Origin of the sequence: Allobosea sp., from assembly GCF_030695125.1 — a bacterium.
Classification (GTDB): Bacteria; Pseudomonadota; Alphaproteobacteria; order Rhizobiales; family Beijerinckiaceae; genus Allobosea.
On sequence record NZ_JAUYTP010000022.1, the window covers coordinates 32,095 to 46,891 of the forward strand.

17 protein-coding genes and 1 tRNA gene are annotated in these 14,797 nt (G+C 67.8%); 7 read left to right on the forward strand and 11 right to left on the reverse strand.

Going from position 1 to position 14,797, the window contains the following annotated elements:
• Positions 1-3 precede the first annotated feature (3 nt).
• Entirely contained in the window at positions 4-792 is a 789-nt protein-coding gene (locus Q8S38_RS06515) for a YdcF family protein (protein WP_305679611.1), read from the forward strand.
• Positions 793-796: 4 nt separating this feature from the next.
• Here the strand turns inward: Q8S38_RS06515 and Q8S38_RS06520 are convergent, their stop codons facing one another.
• The gene (locus tag Q8S38_RS06520) at positions 797-1,102 is read right to left on the reverse strand and encodes a DUF3253 domain-containing protein (RefSeq protein WP_305679612.1); all 306 of its coding nucleotides are present in this window, start codon (positions 1,100-1,102) and stop codon (positions 797-799) included.
• Positions 1,099-1,791, reverse strand: coding sequence for a DUF599 domain-containing protein (locus Q8S38_RS06525; protein ID WP_305679613.1), 693 nt, complete (start codon positions 1,789-1,791; stop codon positions 1,099-1,101). Before Q8S38_RS06525 ends, Q8S38_RS06520 begins: the two co-directional genes overlap by 4 nt.
• A 109-nt stretch (positions 1,792-1,900) precedes the next feature.
• On the opposite strand from Q8S38_RS06525, the gene Q8S38_RS06530 reads away from it, so the two are divergent.
• The 3 genes from Q8S38_RS06530 (at position 1,901) to Q8S38_RS06540 (ending at position 3,715) form a co-directional block, all read left to right on the forward strand.
• Positions 1,901-2,329 (forward strand): rhodanese-like domain-containing protein, encoded by a 429-nt coding sequence (locus tag Q8S38_RS06530; RefSeq protein ID WP_305679614.1) that lies wholly within the window; start codon positions 1,901-1,903, stop codon positions 2,327-2,329.
• Positions 2,326-2,508, forward strand: a complete 183-nt coding sequence (locus Q8S38_RS06535) for a hypothetical protein (RefSeq protein ID WP_305679615.1) — start codon at positions 2,326-2,328, stop codon at positions 2,506-2,508. The genes Q8S38_RS06530 and Q8S38_RS06535 overlap by 4 nt, the downstream gene beginning before the upstream one ends.
• Positions 2,509-2,776: 268 nt before the next feature.
• On the forward strand, positions 2,777-3,715 hold the full coding sequence (locus Q8S38_RS06540; RefSeq protein WP_305679616.1) for a sensor histidine kinase: 939 nt from the start codon (positions 2,777-2,779) through the stop codon (positions 3,713-3,715).
• A 24-nt stretch (positions 3,716-3,739) separates the two neighbouring features.
• On the opposite strand, the gene Q8S38_RS06545 is transcribed toward Q8S38_RS06540, so the two are convergent.
• The 8 genes from Q8S38_RS06545 to Q8S38_RS06580 all read right to left on the reverse strand — a co-directional run bounded on the left by Q8S38_RS06545 (position 3,740) and on the right by Q8S38_RS06580 (position 11,066).
• Positions 3,740-4,255 (reverse strand): gamma-glutamylcyclotransferase family protein, encoded by a 516-nt coding sequence (locus Q8S38_RS06545; protein ID WP_305679617.1) that lies wholly within the window; start codon positions 4,253-4,255, stop codon positions 3,740-3,742.
• A 206-nt stretch (positions 4,256-4,461) separates the two neighbouring features.
• The gene (locus Q8S38_RS06550) at positions 4,462-5,634 is read right to left on the reverse strand and encodes an isovaleryl-CoA dehydrogenase (protein WP_305679618.1); all 1,173 of its coding nucleotides are present in this window, start codon (positions 5,632-5,634) and stop codon (positions 4,462-4,464) included.
• A gap of 150 nt (positions 5,635-5,784) precedes the next feature.
• Positions 5,785-6,795 carry a CorA family divalent cation transporter gene (locus tag Q8S38_RS06555; RefSeq protein ID WP_305679619.1) on the reverse strand — a complete coding sequence of 337 codons (1,011 nt, stop codon included), beginning with the start codon at positions 6,793-6,795 and terminating at the stop codon, positions 5,785-5,787.
• A 112-nt stretch (positions 6,796-6,907) separates the two neighbouring features.
• Positions 6,908-7,834 carry a glycoside hydrolase family 25 protein gene (locus Q8S38_RS06560; RefSeq protein WP_305679620.1) on the reverse strand — a complete coding sequence of 309 codons (927 nt, stop codon included), beginning with the start codon at positions 7,832-7,834 and terminating at the stop codon, positions 6,908-6,910.
• A 138-nt stretch (positions 7,835-7,972) separates the two neighbouring features.
• Positions 7,973-8,911: a glycoside hydrolase family 25 protein gene (locus Q8S38_RS06565; protein ID WP_371125843.1), complete on the reverse strand. Its 939-nt coding sequence runs from the start codon at positions 8,909-8,911 to the stop codon at positions 7,973-7,975.
• A gap of 95 nt (positions 8,912-9,006) precedes the next feature.
• Positions 9,007-10,413: a magnesium transporter gene (gene mgtE, locus Q8S38_RS06570; RefSeq protein ID WP_305679621.1), complete on the reverse strand. Its 1,407-nt coding sequence runs from the start codon at positions 10,411-10,413 to the stop codon at positions 9,007-9,009.
• Between the two features lie 200 nt (positions 10,414-10,613).
• Positions 10,614-10,698, reverse strand: a tRNA-Leu gene (locus tag Q8S38_RS06575).
• A 98-nt stretch (positions 10,699-10,796) separates the two neighbouring features.
• Entirely contained in the window at positions 10,797-11,066 is a 270-nt protein-coding gene (locus tag Q8S38_RS06580; protein ID WP_305679622.1) for a FliM/FliN family flagellar motor switch protein, read from the reverse strand.
• 122 nt (positions 11,067-11,188) lie between these two features.
• Between Q8S38_RS06580 and lipB the strand changes: the two genes are divergently transcribed.
• From lipB to Q8S38_RS06595, 3 genes are all read left to right on the forward strand, one after another.
• Positions 11,189-11,899, forward strand: coding sequence for a lipoyl(octanoyl) transferase LipB (gene lipB / locus Q8S38_RS06585; protein ID WP_305679623.1), 711 nt, complete (start codon positions 11,189-11,191; stop codon positions 11,897-11,899).
• Positions 11,900-12,011: 112 nt separating this feature from the next.
• On the forward strand, positions 12,012-13,619 hold the full coding sequence (locus tag Q8S38_RS06590) for a carboxyl transferase domain-containing protein (protein ID WP_305679624.1): 1,608 nt from the start codon (positions 12,012-12,014) through the stop codon (positions 13,617-13,619).
• A gap of 158 nt (positions 13,620-13,777) precedes the next feature.
• Complete coding sequence (locus Q8S38_RS06595) at positions 13,778-14,395, forward strand: hypothetical protein (RefSeq protein WP_305679625.1); 618 nt, start codon at positions 13,778-13,780, stop codon at positions 14,393-14,395.
• Here Q8S38_RS06595 and Q8S38_RS06600 read toward each other — a convergent pair.
• A complete protein-coding gene (locus Q8S38_RS06600; RefSeq protein WP_305679626.1) occupies positions 14,354-14,758 on the reverse strand; it encodes a DUF2177 family protein in 405 nt (134 codons plus the stop codon). The genes Q8S38_RS06595 and Q8S38_RS06600 overlap by 42 nt on opposite strands.
• Positions 14,759-14,797 lie beyond the last annotated feature (39 nt).

The following is a 14,797-nucleotide window of genomic DNA, read 5'->3' on the forward strand; positions in this document are numbered from 1 at the left end:
CCCATGTTCTTCGTCCTCTCCAAGGTGGTCTGGTTCGTCCTGTCGCCGGTGAACCTGGCCATCCTGCTGGCGCTGCTGGCGGCGCTGCTCGCCTTCACGCGCTTTGCGCGGGCGGCGCGCTGGCTCGGCGTGGTGGCGTTGTCGTTCCTGGCGCTGATGGCCTTCAGCCCGCTGCCACGGCTGGTGATGTGGCCGCTGGAGAACCGCTTTCCGCAGCAGCCGGCCGAAAAGGGCCCCGTCGCCGGGATCATCGTGCTGGGCGGGGCGATCGGGGTCGCCCGCGGCGACGTGGTTCTGACCAGCGCCGCCGCGCGCATGACCAAGGCGGTCGAACTGGCGCGGCTGCATCCGCAGGCGAAGATCGTCTTCACCGGGGGCGCCGCCAATCTGATCTCGCCGGTGACCAAGACCGAATCGGACGGTGCCAGCGTGCTGTTCGAGGGGCTGGGCCTGCCGCGCGAGCGGATCGTGCTCGAGGACAAATCCCGCAACACGCGCGAGAATGCGGTTCTGACCAAGCTCCTGGTCGATCCCAAGCCGGGCGAGCGCTGGCTGCTGGTGACCTCCGCCTGGCACATGCCGCGCTCGATGGGCGTGTTCCGCAAGGCTGGCTTCGCGGTCGAGGCCTTCCCGGTGGACTATCTCACCGAGGAGAATGCGTCGGAATTCGTGCGCGTTTCGGGGCGCGCGCCACGCGGTCTGATGATCGCCGATGACGGCTTCAAGGAATGGGTCGGGCTCGTGGCCTATCGCCTGGCCGGCTATACCGACGCGCTGTTTCCGGGGCCGTGAGGGGTTATTCTCCCTCCGGCAGCCTGAGCCGGTAGACGCCACGGAAATCGTCGGGGTCGACGGGGCGGCCCTTGCGGGTGATGACGACCTTGCCTTCCTTCATCAGCCGCACCGCGACGCGGCGGATCGGCTGCATCAGCGGGCCCCAGCCATCGGGATGGTCGCCGCCGAGCGCGCGCGCGGCTTCCGAGGGGCAGATCGTGCGGCCTTCACCGCGCTCGCCCGCCAGTTTCAGGATCGTCGCGGCGAGATCGTCGTCGTGAGGCTTGGGCTTGCTCGTTGCGGGCGTGGCGTCTGGCTGATGGGTCATGATGCGTCCGGATAGCGAAAGACGCGGGCGGCGTCGGAGGCGAACTGGCGCCGGTACATCGCCACGAGGACGGCGCCGGTGAACAGGATGAAGGTGGTGGGCCCGAGGAACCAGCCCATATAGGCGAGCGCGAAGAAGAAGGCGCGCTGCCCGCGGTTGAAATGCCGTCCGCCGGCGATGTTCATCTCGGTCGCTTCATGCACCGCGCGCTGCGCGTCGTCCGGGTCGTGGTTCTTGGCGGCCGGCAGCGAGCCGAGCAGGATGACGCAGTAGTTGAACAGCCGGTAGCTCCAGGCGAATTTGAAGAAGGCATAGCCGAAGATCAGGGCCAGCCCGATCACCTTGAGTTCCCAGGCGGCGCGGGTGGGGGCCGTGCCGAAGGGCAGATCGGAGAACAGCGCCACGACGCGGTCGGTCGATTGCAGCAGGGTCAGCGTGCCGCCGATGGCGATCAGCGAGGTCGAGGCGAAGAAGGCCGTGCCGTTCTGCAGGCCGTTCATGATCTGCGTGTCGACGATCCGGTTGTCGCGCGACATCGCCTCGCGAATCCAGCGGGCGCGACGCAGATTCATCTTCATGTTCAGGCTCTTGCCGGCATGGGGGCCCATCTCGACGGCGAAATGATAGCCGATCCAGGCGGCGGCGAAGAAGGCTGCGCCAATGATGTCGAGGGTGCCGAATCCGATCATGCCTTGCCTCCGGCGCGCACAGTGCTGCGCTGCGGTGCCAGCGGCAAGGCGCGATTGACGCAAGGCGCAACTCTGGCCACGGTGCCGTCCGTTTCGAGAGGAGGCCGCGATGCCGCAGACCATCACCAAGGGCTACAAGGCGCTGCTGGCGGAAGCCGAGGCTGTGGTGACGACGCTGAGCGTCGCGGAGGCGCAGGCGCTGCTCGGGCGCGACGACGTCGTCTTCGTCGATCTGCGCGATCCGCGCGAACTGGAGCGGGAAGGGCGGATGCCCGAGGCGTTCCATTGCCCGCGCGGCATGCTTGAGTTCTGGATCGACCCCGAGAGCCCCTATGCCAAGCCGGTCTTCCAGGAGGACAAGCAGTTCGTGTTCTTCTGCGCGGGCGGCTGGCGCTCGGCGCTGGCGGCCAAGGTGGCGCAGGAGATGGGGCTGAAGCCCGTGGCGCACATGGCCGGCGGCTTCGGCGCCTGGAAGAAGGCCGGCGCGCCGTTCGACGCCGCCGAGCCTCGCGATCCGGCGTCGAAGGCGACCGCGTGAGCCCGGTCAATGTCGTCGTCGTCCTGCTGGTCGTCGCCTTCCTGTTTCGCAAGCCATTGGGGCGGCTGTTCAACCGGCAGTTTCCCGACCGGGCGAAGCGTCACCGCATCATCGGCACGATCATCGCGGGCTTTGCGCTGGTGATCGCGATCCGGCTAGCGGCGCTGCTGTGGAAGTGAAGCGATCCGTGCGCGGCTGCCCGAGGAAGCCGCGCCGGACTGGCGGGCTCGTGGTCTCGGGGCGCGTCGCAAGGCGCGGTTCCACCCAGCTTCGACCGTGACGCTTGCCTGCTCGGCCGATCCGGGCCGGACCTGCAATGTTCTCATGGACCATCAAAAGACAGGGACATCCGGTTGGTCGCGTGATTGGGCCATGCGATAAGCTGTCGCAATGGATGCTATCATCGTGGGAACCACCGTGACCCCGGAATTTCGTGACGCTCGCTTTATGCGCAGCCTTCTGGCGGCGTCAGATGACTGCATCAAGGTGATCGATCTTGACGGCAAGCTGGCCTTCATGAGCGAGGGCGGCCAGCGCGTCATGGAAGTCAGCGACTTCAACGCGGTCAAGGGCTGCCCGTGGCCGGACTTTTGGCAAGGCGAAGGCAACGCCGAGGCCAGATCCGCGATCGAGGCCGCCAGACAGGGCCGCAGCGCTCGATTTCAGGGGGCTGCCAACACCTTCGCGGGCAATCCGCGCTACTGGGATGTCCAGGTCGGTCCCATCATCGGCGCGGATGGCCAGCCCGAGGCCATCCTCTCAGTGTCGCGCGACATCACGCTGATCAAGGAAGCCGAGCAGCGGCAGCATCTGCTCGCGCTGGAGCTGAAACACCGGATGAAAAATACATTCGCGATGATCCAGTCGATCGCGAACCAGACGATTCGCGGCGGGCCGGAGGTCGCGGCCATCAAGGAGGCGTTCACGGCGCGGCTCGCCACCATGGCGATCGCGCAGGATATCCTGACGCAAACGGTCTGGGCGAAGGCAAGCCTCGCTCACCTGATCGGGGAATCGCTGAAGGGCCATAGCGACATGTCCCGCTTTCGGAGCGAGGGCCCGACGGTCGAGCTGTCATCAAGGACCGCGCTCGCGATGGCGCTGGCCCTGCACGAACTGGCGACGAACGCGATCAAGTATGGGGCGCTCGCGCAGGAAAGCGGGCGCATCGACATCGCCTGGTCGGTGATGGACGGAGCGTTTGCGTTTGAGTGGCGGGAAAGTGGCGGGCCGCCTGTCCAGCCACCGACCCGTCTCGGCTTCGGCTCGCGCATGATCGAGCGCGCCATGGCGGGCTACTTCCAAGGCACCACATCGGTCGACTATGCCGTGACCGGCATCGTCTTCACGCTTCGCGGCCCCGTCGAGGCGCTGACGGCCGACTGACCAGCACGGGGCCCTGCAAGGGCGTCACTTCGGCGCCAGCGCGCGCGGCCGCACGCCCGGCACCGGTCCGGGCGGCAGTTCCTCGGCCGCTGCCGGCGGCGCCTTCAGATCCAGATTCGGCTTGCTCAGAAACCGATTCAGGCCGGCGACGTAACTCTCTGGCAGGGCCCAGTGTTTCGCGCTGGCGATGACGGCTTCCATATAGCCGGGCTTGGGCCGGCCCGGGTCGCCCGAGCGGCCGATATAGACGAGCGCGCGCTTGGCGCCGCCGGGCACGATCACCGGCTGGCTGATCTTGACGTAGAGCCCGCTGGAGAGGTCCTCGAACTTGTCGAGCGTGCGGATATCGCCAAGCGAACAATCCCAGAGCACGCCATGAACCTCTTCGCGCGGGTCGCGGACGACCGAGGCGTAGCCATCCGTCGTGACGAGGAAGCGGTGCCGCGGCAGGCGGGCGAGCCCGAGCGCCTTGGAGCGCGGGCAGCGCTGCGCCATGCCGGCGGGGTCCATGTTGAGGCCGTAGGCGAAGTAGAGGGGCATTCAGACGCGCTCCGGAACCGCGACGCGGAACCCTCTCCTGTAAGGAGAGGGTAGGGTGAGGTGTAGGCCGTTCGACCCGTGGGGCGCGGGTCAGGCCGCGGTGAGGTTACGGCAGCGGTGTCCAGGGGCCGACACCTCACCCCTGCCCCTCTCCTTACAGGAGAGGGGTTCCCCGCGCCTTTCGCCTGGCCTCACTGCTTTCGACCTCACTTCGTCTTCTGGAACAGCTCCCGCCCGATCAGCATGCGCCGGATCTCGCTGGTGCCGGCGCCGATCTCGTAGAGCTTGGCATCTCTGAGCAAGCGCCCGGTCGGATAGTCGTTGATGTAGCCGTTGCCGCCGAGCAGCTGGATGGCGTCGAGCGCGATCTGGGTGGCCTTCTCGGCTGCGATCAGGATCGCGCCGGCGGCGTCCTCGCGGGTGGTCTCGCCGCGGTCGCAGGCCTTGGCCACAGCGTACACATAGGCCTTGCAGGCGTTCATCATCACATACATGTCGGCGATCTTGCCCTGGACGAGCTGGAACTCGCCGATCGCCTGGCCGAACTGCTTGCGCTCGTGGACATAGGGCATGACCACGTCGAGCGCCGCCTGCATGATGCCGAGCGGCCCGGCCGCCAGCACGACGCGCTCATAGTCGAGCCCGCTCATGAGGACGTTGACGCCGCGACCGACCGCGCCGAGCACGTTCTCCTCGGGCACCTCGCAGTCCTCGAAGACGAGCTCGCAGGTGTCGGAGCCGCGCATGCCGAGCTTGTCGAGCTTCTGGTGGGTCGAGAAGCCCTTCATGCCCTTCTCTATCAGGAAGGCGGTGATGCCCTTCGAGCCGGCCTCGGGGTCGGTCTTGGCGTAGACCACCAGCGTCTCGGCGATCGGCCCGTTGGTGATCCACATCTTGTTGCCGGTGAGGACATAGCGGTCGCCCGTCTTCACAGCCTTCGTCTTCATCGAGACGACGTCGGAGCCCGCGCCGGGCTCCGACATGGCGAGCGCACCGACATGCTCGCCCGAGATCAGCTTCGGCAGGTATTTCGCCTTCTGGGCCGCGTTGCCGTTGCGGGCGATCTGGTTGACGCAGAGGTTCGAGTGGGCGCCGTAGGAGAGGCCGACCGAGGCCGAGGCGCGGCTGACCTCCTCGATCGCCACGACATGCTCGAGATAGCCAAGGCCCGCGCCGCCATCCTCTTCCTTCACCGTGATGCCGTGCAGGCCGAGCGCGCCCATCTGCGGCCAGAGATCGCGCGGGAACTGGTTCGTCTGGTCGATCTCCTGGGCGCGCGGGGCGATCTTCTCCTGCGCGAAGGCATGGACCGTGTCGCGGATGGCGTCGGCGGTCTCGCCGAGGTCGAAATTGAAGGGGCGGGGCGCGTTGGCGAGCATGGTGGACCTCCCGAGGAGCCGGCGCGGCGAAGGCGCCTGGCGTTTCCCCGACTTATAGCGCGGATCACGGGCAAGTCAGTGCGCGCGGGCGCGCAGGCGGTTGGGCATCGATGCGGGGAGGCTGCGCGCTGGTCGATCCGCGCCTGACCTTCAGCCGCCGATCACGCCCCGACGCCGCAGCAGCACGAGCGTCAGAAGCGCGGCGCAGAGGCAGGCCAGAGCGACGAAGAACGCGCCGAAATCGTGCTCCATCCAGGGCAGGCCCTTCACATTGATGCCGAACAAGCCGGTGATGAAGGTCGCCGGCATGAACAGCGCCGTCAGGATCGAGAGCGCATAGAGCTGGCGGTTGGTCTGGCTGGCGGTGCGGGCGGTCATCTCGTCCTGCAGCAGCCTGGCGCGGTCCTGCACCGACTGGACATCGGAATGGGGCCCGTCGATGCGCTGCAGCAGCCGGGCGGCGGCGGCCTTGACCTCCTCGGGTGCCTTGCGGCCGGAATGGGTCTCGGCGAAGCGCCGGAACAGCAGATGCAGGCCGCCGAGCTGGCGATGCAGCCGGACCGCCATGCGCCTGACCGCGCCGACGCGGGCGGGCGCGTCGTCGAAACGGTCGGCGAGGATATGGTCCTCGACGCTGTCGGTCTCGTCCATCAGCCGGACCACCGCACGGGTGACGTCGTCGACGATGTGCTCGATGATCTGCTCGAACAGCCCGGCGGGCCCCTCGACGGCCTCGCCGCGGTTGAGCGCGTCGGCCGCCAGCCGGATCGACTGCAGCGCGTCGCGCCGGCCGGTGAGCAGCAGGCGCTCGCCGACGATCCAGTAGAGCGGGCCGACGAGGTCGGAATCGGCGGCGACGTCGCGGATCAGGTCGTGCGAGACGCCCCAGACCAGATCGGCCGAATGGTCGAGCCGCTGATGGCTCTCGGGCGAGATGAACATTTCCTCGGCGCCGGCCGGCAGCCAGGTCTGCTCGGCGATCCAGGCCTTGGCGCGGCTGTGGACGAGATCGAGATGGAGCCAGACGAAACCGTCTTCCGGCGCGACACCGGGCACGGTCTCGCGGTCGATCAGCCCGGGCACACCCGCGGCGTCGAAGCGATAGGCCCAGACGATGCCCATGCGGGACTGCGCATCGGTGATGGAATGCGGGGCGGTCATCGTGTTGCTGGCCGGGGAACTCGCTGGCGACGCCGCGAGCCCTGCGCCCGCCGCATGACAGTTCGATGACGGCTGCGGGGGCAGGGAGATGGCAGCCCCGTTGCGGACCCGTTCAGTCGCTGTGGGCGGTGCGCTGCCCGATCCTGGCCGGCGGCGCCATGCGCAGGGGCGTTCCCCCGGCGGCTTTCGGCGCGCGCGAGCCGGCCGATGTCGTCGGCGGTTTTCGGCCGGCGACCCTCGGTTCGCTGGCGAGCCATTGGCGCGTGCCGATGTCGAAGCGGCCCTCGCGCCAGGCGGCGAATTGCTTCTCGCTGCCGAAGAAGGCGTTGCGGTCGACGTCGCCGGTGATGCCCGGCACCCGGCCGGTGGTGGTGAACTGCCAGAACTCCCATTGCTCGCGCTTGTAGCGATGCTTCAGCGGTGCTGCGGTCGAGCGCAGCCAATAGGGATAGTCGTTGAACTCGCCCTCGAGGATGTCCTCGTGGAAGTTGATGTCGGTGTAGATGATCGGCTTCTTGCCGGTGTGCTCCTGCAGGGCTGCGAGCATGATGCGCATCTTCTCCAGCACTTGCGCGCGGGAGACCTTGCGGTTGCATTGCGAGCCATGCTGCCACTCGACATCGAGGACGGGCGGCAGGGCGTCTGGATCGCGCGGGATATGGCGCTTGAACCAGCGCACCTGCTCGTGTGCCGGGCGGCACCACCAGACGAAGTGATAGGCGCCGCGCGCGATGCCGGCCCTTTTCGCGCCGGCCCAGTTCTGCCGGAAATTCGGATCGAGATGGTCGCCGCCTTCGGTCGCCTTCATGAAGACGAAGCGGGTACCGGCGTCCTTGACCTTGTCCCAGTCGATCTCGCCCTGCCAGCGCGAGATATCGATGCCCTGGATCGCCTGGCGGCGTGCCTCGCGGACGCCGTGATGGGGCGACGAATCGCTCTTCTTGGGATAGAGCGCCGCAGCCGGGCCCGCCAGGCCGGTCAGCAGGCCGCAGAGCGTCAAGACACCCAGCGCCGCCCGCTTCACAAAACCCAATCGCACCGGCGTCTCCCTCTCCTGCATGGCTCTTCGACATGGGGAGGCGCTGGTTAAGAGCCGGTTAGATTTGGCGCGAATGCGCGGGGCTTGTTTCAGCTTTGGTTAACCGGCAGGGCCGGCCGCGCCGCGGCGGAGGATCGCTCACAGCGGCTCGGCGACCTCGTCGTCGGGCGGCTGGAACGAGGAGGGTATGGCCGTGGCGCTGCCGGGGATGCGGCTGGCCATCGGCGCCGGCGTGGCCGCCACCGGGCGCTCGGGGCCTGGGCTCGGCTGCGGCGGCACCGGCTTTTCGCGCCTCCAGCGCCGTGTTCCGATGTCGAACTCGCCGGTGCGCCAGCCGACGAATTCGCCCTCGTTGCCGAAGAAGGCGTTGCGGTCGACGTCGCCCTTGATGCCGGGCACCCGGCCCGTCGTGGTGAACTGCCAGAACTCCCAGGGCCGGTTGGCGTAGCGCGTCTCGGGCAGGCCGGCGGTCGAGCGGATCCAGTAGGGATAATCGTCGAACTCGCCCTCGAGCACGTCCTTGTGGAAGGTGATGTCGGTATAGATGATCGGCTTCTTGCCGGTGAGCTGCTCGAGCTCGGTCAGCATCAGCCGGATCTTCTCCAGGGCGAGGTCGCGCGCGATCTTCTTGGGGCAGCTTTTCGAGTGGCCGTTCCACTCGACGTCCAGAACCGGCGGCAACGCGTCGGGATCATTGGGAATATGCTGCTTGAACCAGATCGCCTGTTCATGGGCCGGACGGCACCAATAGACGAAATGGTAGGCGCCACGGGGAATGCCGGCGCGGCGCGCGCCCTCCCAGTTGCGCTGGAAGGCGGGGTCGATGTGGTCGCCGCCCTCGGTCGCCTTCATGAAGACGAAGCGGGTGCCGGCGCCCTTGACCGCGGTCCAGTCGATCTCGCCCTGCCAGCGCGAGATGTCGATGCCCTGGATCGGATAGCGGTGCGCCTCCGCCACGCCCGGGTGAGGGCGCGCATCGCCCTTGGCGGGGTAATGACCCTCCATCGCGACGCAGCCGCCCAGCATGGCGAGCGCAGCGGCGGCGGCGAGAATGGATGCGGGCTTGAAGGATGTCATGCGGCGAGGGTCCATGTCGCGCAAGATCGTGGAGAAAACTTGACGGCCCGTTTACGCTAACGAAAATCGCGCTCCCGGGTTCGCCTCAGCGGCGTTCAGCTCTGCGCCAGCCAGATCGCGGCGACGCCGAGGAACGAGAAGAAGCCGACGACATCGGTCACCGTGGTGACGAAGGTGCCCGAGGCGATGGCCGGATCGACCTCGAAACGATCGAGGATGACGGGAATCGCCACGCCGGCGACCGCGGCTGCCATGAGGTTGACGACCATCGCGATCGCGATGACGACGCCGAGGCCCTGGCTGCCGAACCACAAGGCCGCGACGCAGCCGGTGATCACTGCGAAGCCGACGCCGTTGATCAGCCCGACGATCAGCTCGCGGGTGATGAACCGGCGCAGGTTCCAGGAGCCGAGTTCCTGCGTCGCGAGCGCCCGCACCGCCACGGTCATCGTCTGCGTCGCGGCATTGCCGCCCTGGCTCGCCACCACCGGCGCGAGGATGGCGAGTGCGACGACCTGGGACAGCTGCGCCTCGAACAGGCTCATCACCGCCGCGGCGAGAAACGAGGTGAAGAGGTTGATGAAGAGCCAGCTGAAGCGGCTGCGGGCGATCTGGCGGACGGGGTCGGACAGCTCCTCGTCGGCGCGGACGCCGCCGAGTTGCTTGACGTCGTCGTCGGCGGCGTCCTCGATCACATCGACGATGTCGTCGATGGTGATCACGCCGACGAGCCGCTCGGCCTCGTCGACCACGGGCGTCGCGATCAGGTTGTAGCGCTGGAACAGCCGCGCCACATCCTCGATGTCGTCGGTCGCCTTCACGGCGCGGCTGTCCTCGTCGACGAGGGTGGCGATCGCCACCGGGCGCTGCGTGCGCAGCAGCCGGTCGAGCGGCACCGAGCCGACGAAATGATGGGCGGGGTCGGCGACCAGGATCTCGAAGAAGCGCTCCGGCAGATTGTCGGTCTGGCGCAGATGGTCGATCGTCTGGCCGACGGTCCAGAAGGCCGGGACGGCGAGGATCTCGCTCTGCATGCGCCGGCCTGCGCTGCCCTCGGGATAATCCAGGCCCTGCTGCAGGACGATCCGCTCGGCCGGGGTCAGCCGGTCGAGCACCTCGTTCTTGTCGGCTTCGTCGAGGTCCTCGAGGATGTAGACGGCGTCGTCGGTGTCGAGATCGCGCACGCCCTCGGCCACCGTCTGCGCCGAGAGCGTCTCGAGAATCTCCTCGCGGATCGAATCGTCGACCTCGGTCAGGGCGGTGAAGTCGAAGTCGCGGCCGAGCTGCGAGATCAGCCGCGTGCGCTCCTCGGCATCGAGCGCCTCGATCAGCGCGCCGAGATCGGCCGCGTGCATGTCCGAGACGACGGCGCGCAGCGTCGTCAGGTCGGAGAGCAGCAGCGCCTGCGAGACCTGTTCGACGAGGCCGGCGTCGATCGCGCCGTCCTCGTCGCGAATCGGGCGCTCGAGCGTCTCGACCGGAGCCTTGTCGGTGTCCGTCATGGGCCCGCTCCGTGGTTGCCGCTGTCGACTGGATAGCGATGGCCGAAAGGGATTCGGCGCGGTGCTGCCCGCCCTTGTGTCAGCGGGTTCCGGCGGTTGCAATGCAGCAAGGCGCTTTCGCGGCGAAAAGCGACACGCAGGCGCCAAACGCGAACGGCGACCCTCGCGGGTCGCCGTTCGCCGGGCTGGTGCCCTCAATCTGGTGCGGTCAAGAGGACTCGAACCTCCACGGGTCTCCCCGCTACCACCTCAAGGTAGTGCGTCTACCAATTCCGCCATGACCGCGGCGCTGAAGTTTTCCGCCGTGGCGGGCAACTCCGGAGCGGCGCGGGTCTAGCAAATCGAATCCGTCGCCACAAGGGGCCCTGCGCAGGAAAAGGCGATCAGGCCGCCGCCGCCACGCTCTGGAGGGTGTAGACTGTCGGCCGTTTCAGCATCTGCGTGATCTCGACGGAGATCTTGGTGCCGCTGACGACGACGATTCCCTTGGCGAAAGGGTGGTTGTTGGCGAGAATCTGGACCTCGTCGGTCTCGCTGGCGTTGAGCTCGATGATCGCGCCGCGGCCCATGCGCAGCAATTTGTAGATCGGCATCCGGGCTGAGCCGAGAACGACGGTCAGTTCGACGGGGACGTGGTCGAGATCGGCCTTCAAGTCGTGCCTCCGAAACCCTACTTCAAAATCCGACCGACGAAACTTGCCTGTTCTCCCAACGGGGAGCATGAGGCTGGCGGTCGCCTCAGTCCCGAGGTTGGTCGCAACAGGGTTAATGCGCAGTGAAGACGCGCGAGACGCTCGCCGAATTGTTCTGGAGCGAGGCTGGCTGCGCGCCGGTCGAATGGGTCGTGGCGGAGGGCCTCGTCGGCTATGACGACGCGGTGGCGCAGATGGAGAGCCGTGCCGCGCTGATCGCCGACGGGCTGGCGCCCGAGCGCGTCTGGCTGGTCGAGCATCCGCCGCTCTACACCGCCGGCACCTCGGCGAAGGACGCCGATCTCATCGCGCCCGAACGCTTCCCGGTGCATCGCAGCGGCCGGGGGGGGCAGTTCACCTATCATGGACCGGGCCAGCGCGTGGCCTATGTCATGCTCGACCTGAAGCGGCGCGAGCCGGACCTCCGGCGCTTCGTCGCCGCGCTCGAATCCTGGCTGATCGCGACGCTCGACGGCTTCAACGTCCGGGCCGAGCGCCGCGAGGACCGCGTCGGCGTCTGGGTGCGCCGGCCGGAGAAGGCGACCCGTGGCGGACACGCCATGGCCGAGGACAAGATCGCCGCCATCGGCATCCGCGTGCGTCGCTGGGTCTCGTTCCACGGCATCTCGCTGAATGTCGAGCCGGAGCTGTCGCATTTCGACGGCATCGTGCCCTGCGGCGTCAGCGAGCATGGCGTGACCTCGCTGGTCGATCTCGGCCTGCCGCTGACGATGGCGGATGTCGATGTCGCCCTGCGGCGCGAGTTCGAGCGGATCTTCGGGCCGACGGTGTAGCTCAGCGCCGAGCGGGGCAGTTTTGCTTGCCCCTTGTGAGCATCCCCGCCGGTTGGCGTTTGCGGCGGGCCGCGCCATAACCCGACGAGAGATGTTTGCCTGGGAGCGCGCCGTGCCGGTCATCGAGAGCAAGGTCGATCTGAACGCGGCCGAGATTGGCGCCAACCGCGAGGCCTGGGCGGGTCTGCGCGCGGAGCTCGAGGCGCGGCGCGCGGTCGCCGCGCTGGGCGGGAACGAGCGCTCGCGCGAGCGCCATGCCGCCCGCGGCAAGCTTCTGCCCCGCGAGCGCGTGCTGCGGCTGCTCGATCCGGGCTCGGCGTTCCTCGAGATTGGCTCTCTCGCGGCTTACGGCTTGTACGAGGGCGACGTCCATGGCGCCGGCATGATCGCGGGCATCGGCCGTGTCGCCGGGCGCGAGGTGATGGTCGTCTGCAACGACGCCACCATCAAGGGCGGCACCTATTACCCGATGACGGTGAAGAAGCATCTGCGGGCGCAGGAGATCGCTCGGGAGAACCGGCTGCCCTGCATCTATCTGGTCGATTCAGGAGGAGCCAACCTGCCGCACCAGACCGAGGTGTTCCCCGATCGCGAGCATTTCGGCCGGATCTTCTACAACCAGGCGACGCTCTCGGCCGAAGGCATTCCGCAGATCGCCGTGGTGATGGGCTCCTGCACGGCCGGCGGCGCCTATGTGCCGGCGATGTCGGACGAGACGGTGATCGTGAAGCAGCAGGGCACGATCTTCCTCGGCGGCCCGCCGCTGGTGAAGGCGGCCACCGGCGAGGTCGTGAGCGCCGAGGACCTCGGCGGCGCCGACGTCCATGCGAGGCTCTCGGGGGTCGCCGACCATTACGCCTGCGACGACACCCATGCGCTGGCGATCGCACGACGCATCGCCGGCAACCTCAACAGCCTGAAGCGCCCCGACATCGACATCGCGGAAGCCGTCGAGCCGCTCTACGACCCCGCCGAACTCGAGGCCGTCGTCCCGACCGACCTCAAGAAGCAGTACGACATCCGCGAGATCATCGCCCGGCTCGTCGACGGCTCGGAATTCGACGAGTTCAAGAAGCTCTATGGCACGACCCTGGTCACCGGCTTTGCCCGCATCCACGGCATTCCCGTCGGCATCATCGGCAATAACGGCATCCTGTTCTCGGAGAGCGCGCTGAAGGGCGCGCATTTCATCGAATTGTGCTGCCAGCGGCGCATCCCGCTCCTCTTCCTGCAGAACATCACCGGCTTCATGGTCGGCCGCGATGTCGAGACCCGCGGCATCGCCAAGGACGGGGCCAAGCTCGTCACGGCGGTCGCCTCGGCCCGCGTGCCCAAGATCACCGTGCTGGTCGGCGGCTCGTTCGGGGCCGGCAATTACGGCATGTGCGGGCGGGCCTATTCGCCGCGCTTCCTGTTCTCCTGGCCCAATTCGCGGGTCTCGGTGATGGGGCACGAGCAGGCGGCGAGCGTGCTCGGCACGGTCCGGCGCGACAACATCGAGGCGGAGGGGAAGAGCTGGTCGGCGGAGGAGGAAGAGGCCTTCAAGGCGCCCATCCGAGACAAGATCGAGGCCGAGGGCTCGCCCTACTATGCCACCGCCCGGCTCTGGGACGACGGCATCATCCTGCCCTCCGAGACCCGCCGCGTGCTGGCGCTGGCCTTCTCCGCCTGCCTCAACGCCCCGGTGCCGGAGACGAAATTCGGCGTGTTCCGGATGTAGCGTCCCACCGTCATCGCGAGCGCAGCGAAGCCATCCAGGACTTGGAGCAGGTGGCTCCGGATGGCTTCGCTGCGCGCGCCATGACGACATCCGGGTGACCCGATCGCGTCCTCGCGCCGTAGATGATGCGCAGCCGCCACCATACGAGGCCGATCATCATGCCGCTTCCCGCCTGGCTCGAGAGCGGCATGGCCGCGCTCAAGGCCTATGCCCACCACCCCGATCCGCGTGTCGCCACCGCGAATTTCTTCGCGCTGCTGGTGGCCTCCAACCAGCCCTTCTATCCCTTGTATTTCTACTGGACGGTCGGTCCCGAGATCGGCCCCACCGTCTGGACCTTCCTGTCGACGCCGTTTTTCCTGGCCGTTCCGGCGGTCGCGCGCTGGAACACGGTTCTGGGCCGGGCGCTGCTGCCGATCGCGGGCATCGCCAACACGCTGCTCTCCGCGAAGGTCTTCGGCGTGGCCTCCGGCGTCGAGATTTTCCTGATCCCCTGCGCGGTCCTGGCGCTGCTGATCTTCCGGCCGAGCGAGCGCTGGATCGCCGCCTTCCCGCTCGCTGGCTTCTGCTTCCTGGCTTATTTCCTGTTCCACGACGCCTATGGCGCCCCGGCCCATCTCTATGGCGCTGCGGAATATGCCGCGCTGCTGCGGCTCAACATGATGAGCGCGGCGGGGCTGACCGCCTGCACCGCGCTCGTCTTCTCGACCTTGCTGGCCGACGCCGAGGCGGCCTCAGGCGGCAACGCGCCGGGCGGCGGCATAGCCCGCGATTGAGGCGGTCGCCGTCAGCAGCGTGCCCCAGATCATGTCGGCGACGGTGATGATCGCCGGCCAGTCGCGCAGCGTGGCGTGGTTGGTCAGATCATAGGTGCCGTAGGCGACGAAGCCGAGCGCGGCGCCCTGCAGCGCTGCGGTCGACAGCCGCCCCGTCGCCAGGGCCGGGCGGACCGCGAAGAAAACGATGCCGCCGATATAGATCACATAGAACAGGATCGCCGGTCCCAGCCGGAACTGCGGCGCCAGCAGATCGCCCAGAAGCGGGCGGTAAAGCAGATCCGCCATGGTCGAGAGCCAGACCGCGTCGACAGCGAGGAAGGCGAGGGCGGCGGCGGCATAGGCTGTGAGCAGGGTTTTCAAGGCGCGTCTCCGGGTGAATGTCTGCGGGAACCTACGCCC

Coding starts and splice junctions, on each gene's coding strand:
- Q8S38_RS06515 (WP_305679611.1), top strand. CDS start 4: ATGTTCTTCGTCCTCTCCAAGGTGGTCTGGTTCGTCCTGTCGCCGGTG.
- Q8S38_RS06520 (WP_305679612.1), bottom strand. CDS start 1,102: ATGACCCATCAGCCAGACGCCACGCCCGCAACGAGCAAGCCCAAGCCT.
- Q8S38_RS06525 (WP_305679613.1), bottom strand. CDS start 1,791: ATGATCGGATTCGGCACCCTCGACATCATTGGCGCAGCCTTCTTCGCC.
- Q8S38_RS06530 (WP_305679614.1), top strand. CDS start 1,901: ATGCCGCAGACCATCACCAAGGGCTACAAGGCGCTGCTGGCGGAAGCC.
- Q8S38_RS06540 (WP_305679616.1), top strand. CDS start 2,777: ATGCGCAGCCTTCTGGCGGCGTCAGATGACTGCATCAAGGTGATCGAT.
- Q8S38_RS06545 (WP_305679617.1), bottom strand. CDS start 4,255: ATGCCCCTCTACTTCGCCTACGGCCTCAACATGGACCCCGCCGGCATG.
- Q8S38_RS06550 (WP_305679618.1), bottom strand. CDS start 5,634: ATGCTCGCCAACGCGCCCCGCCCCTTCAATTTCGACCTCGGCGAGACC.
- Q8S38_RS06555 (WP_305679619.1), bottom strand. CDS start 6,795: ATGACCGCCCCGCATTCCATCACCGATGCGCAGTCCCGCATGGGCATC.
- Q8S38_RS06565 (WP_371125843.1), bottom strand. CDS start 8,911: ATGACATCCTTCAAGCCCGCATCCATTCTCGCCGCCGCCGCTGCGCTC.
- mgtE (WP_305679621.1), bottom strand. CDS start 10,413: ATGACGGACACCGACAAGGCTCCGGTCGAGACGCTCGAGCGCCCGATT.
- Q8S38_RS06595 (WP_305679625.1), top strand. CDS start 13,778: ATGCCGCTTCCCGCCTGGCTCGAGAGCGGCATGGCCGCGCTCAAGGCC.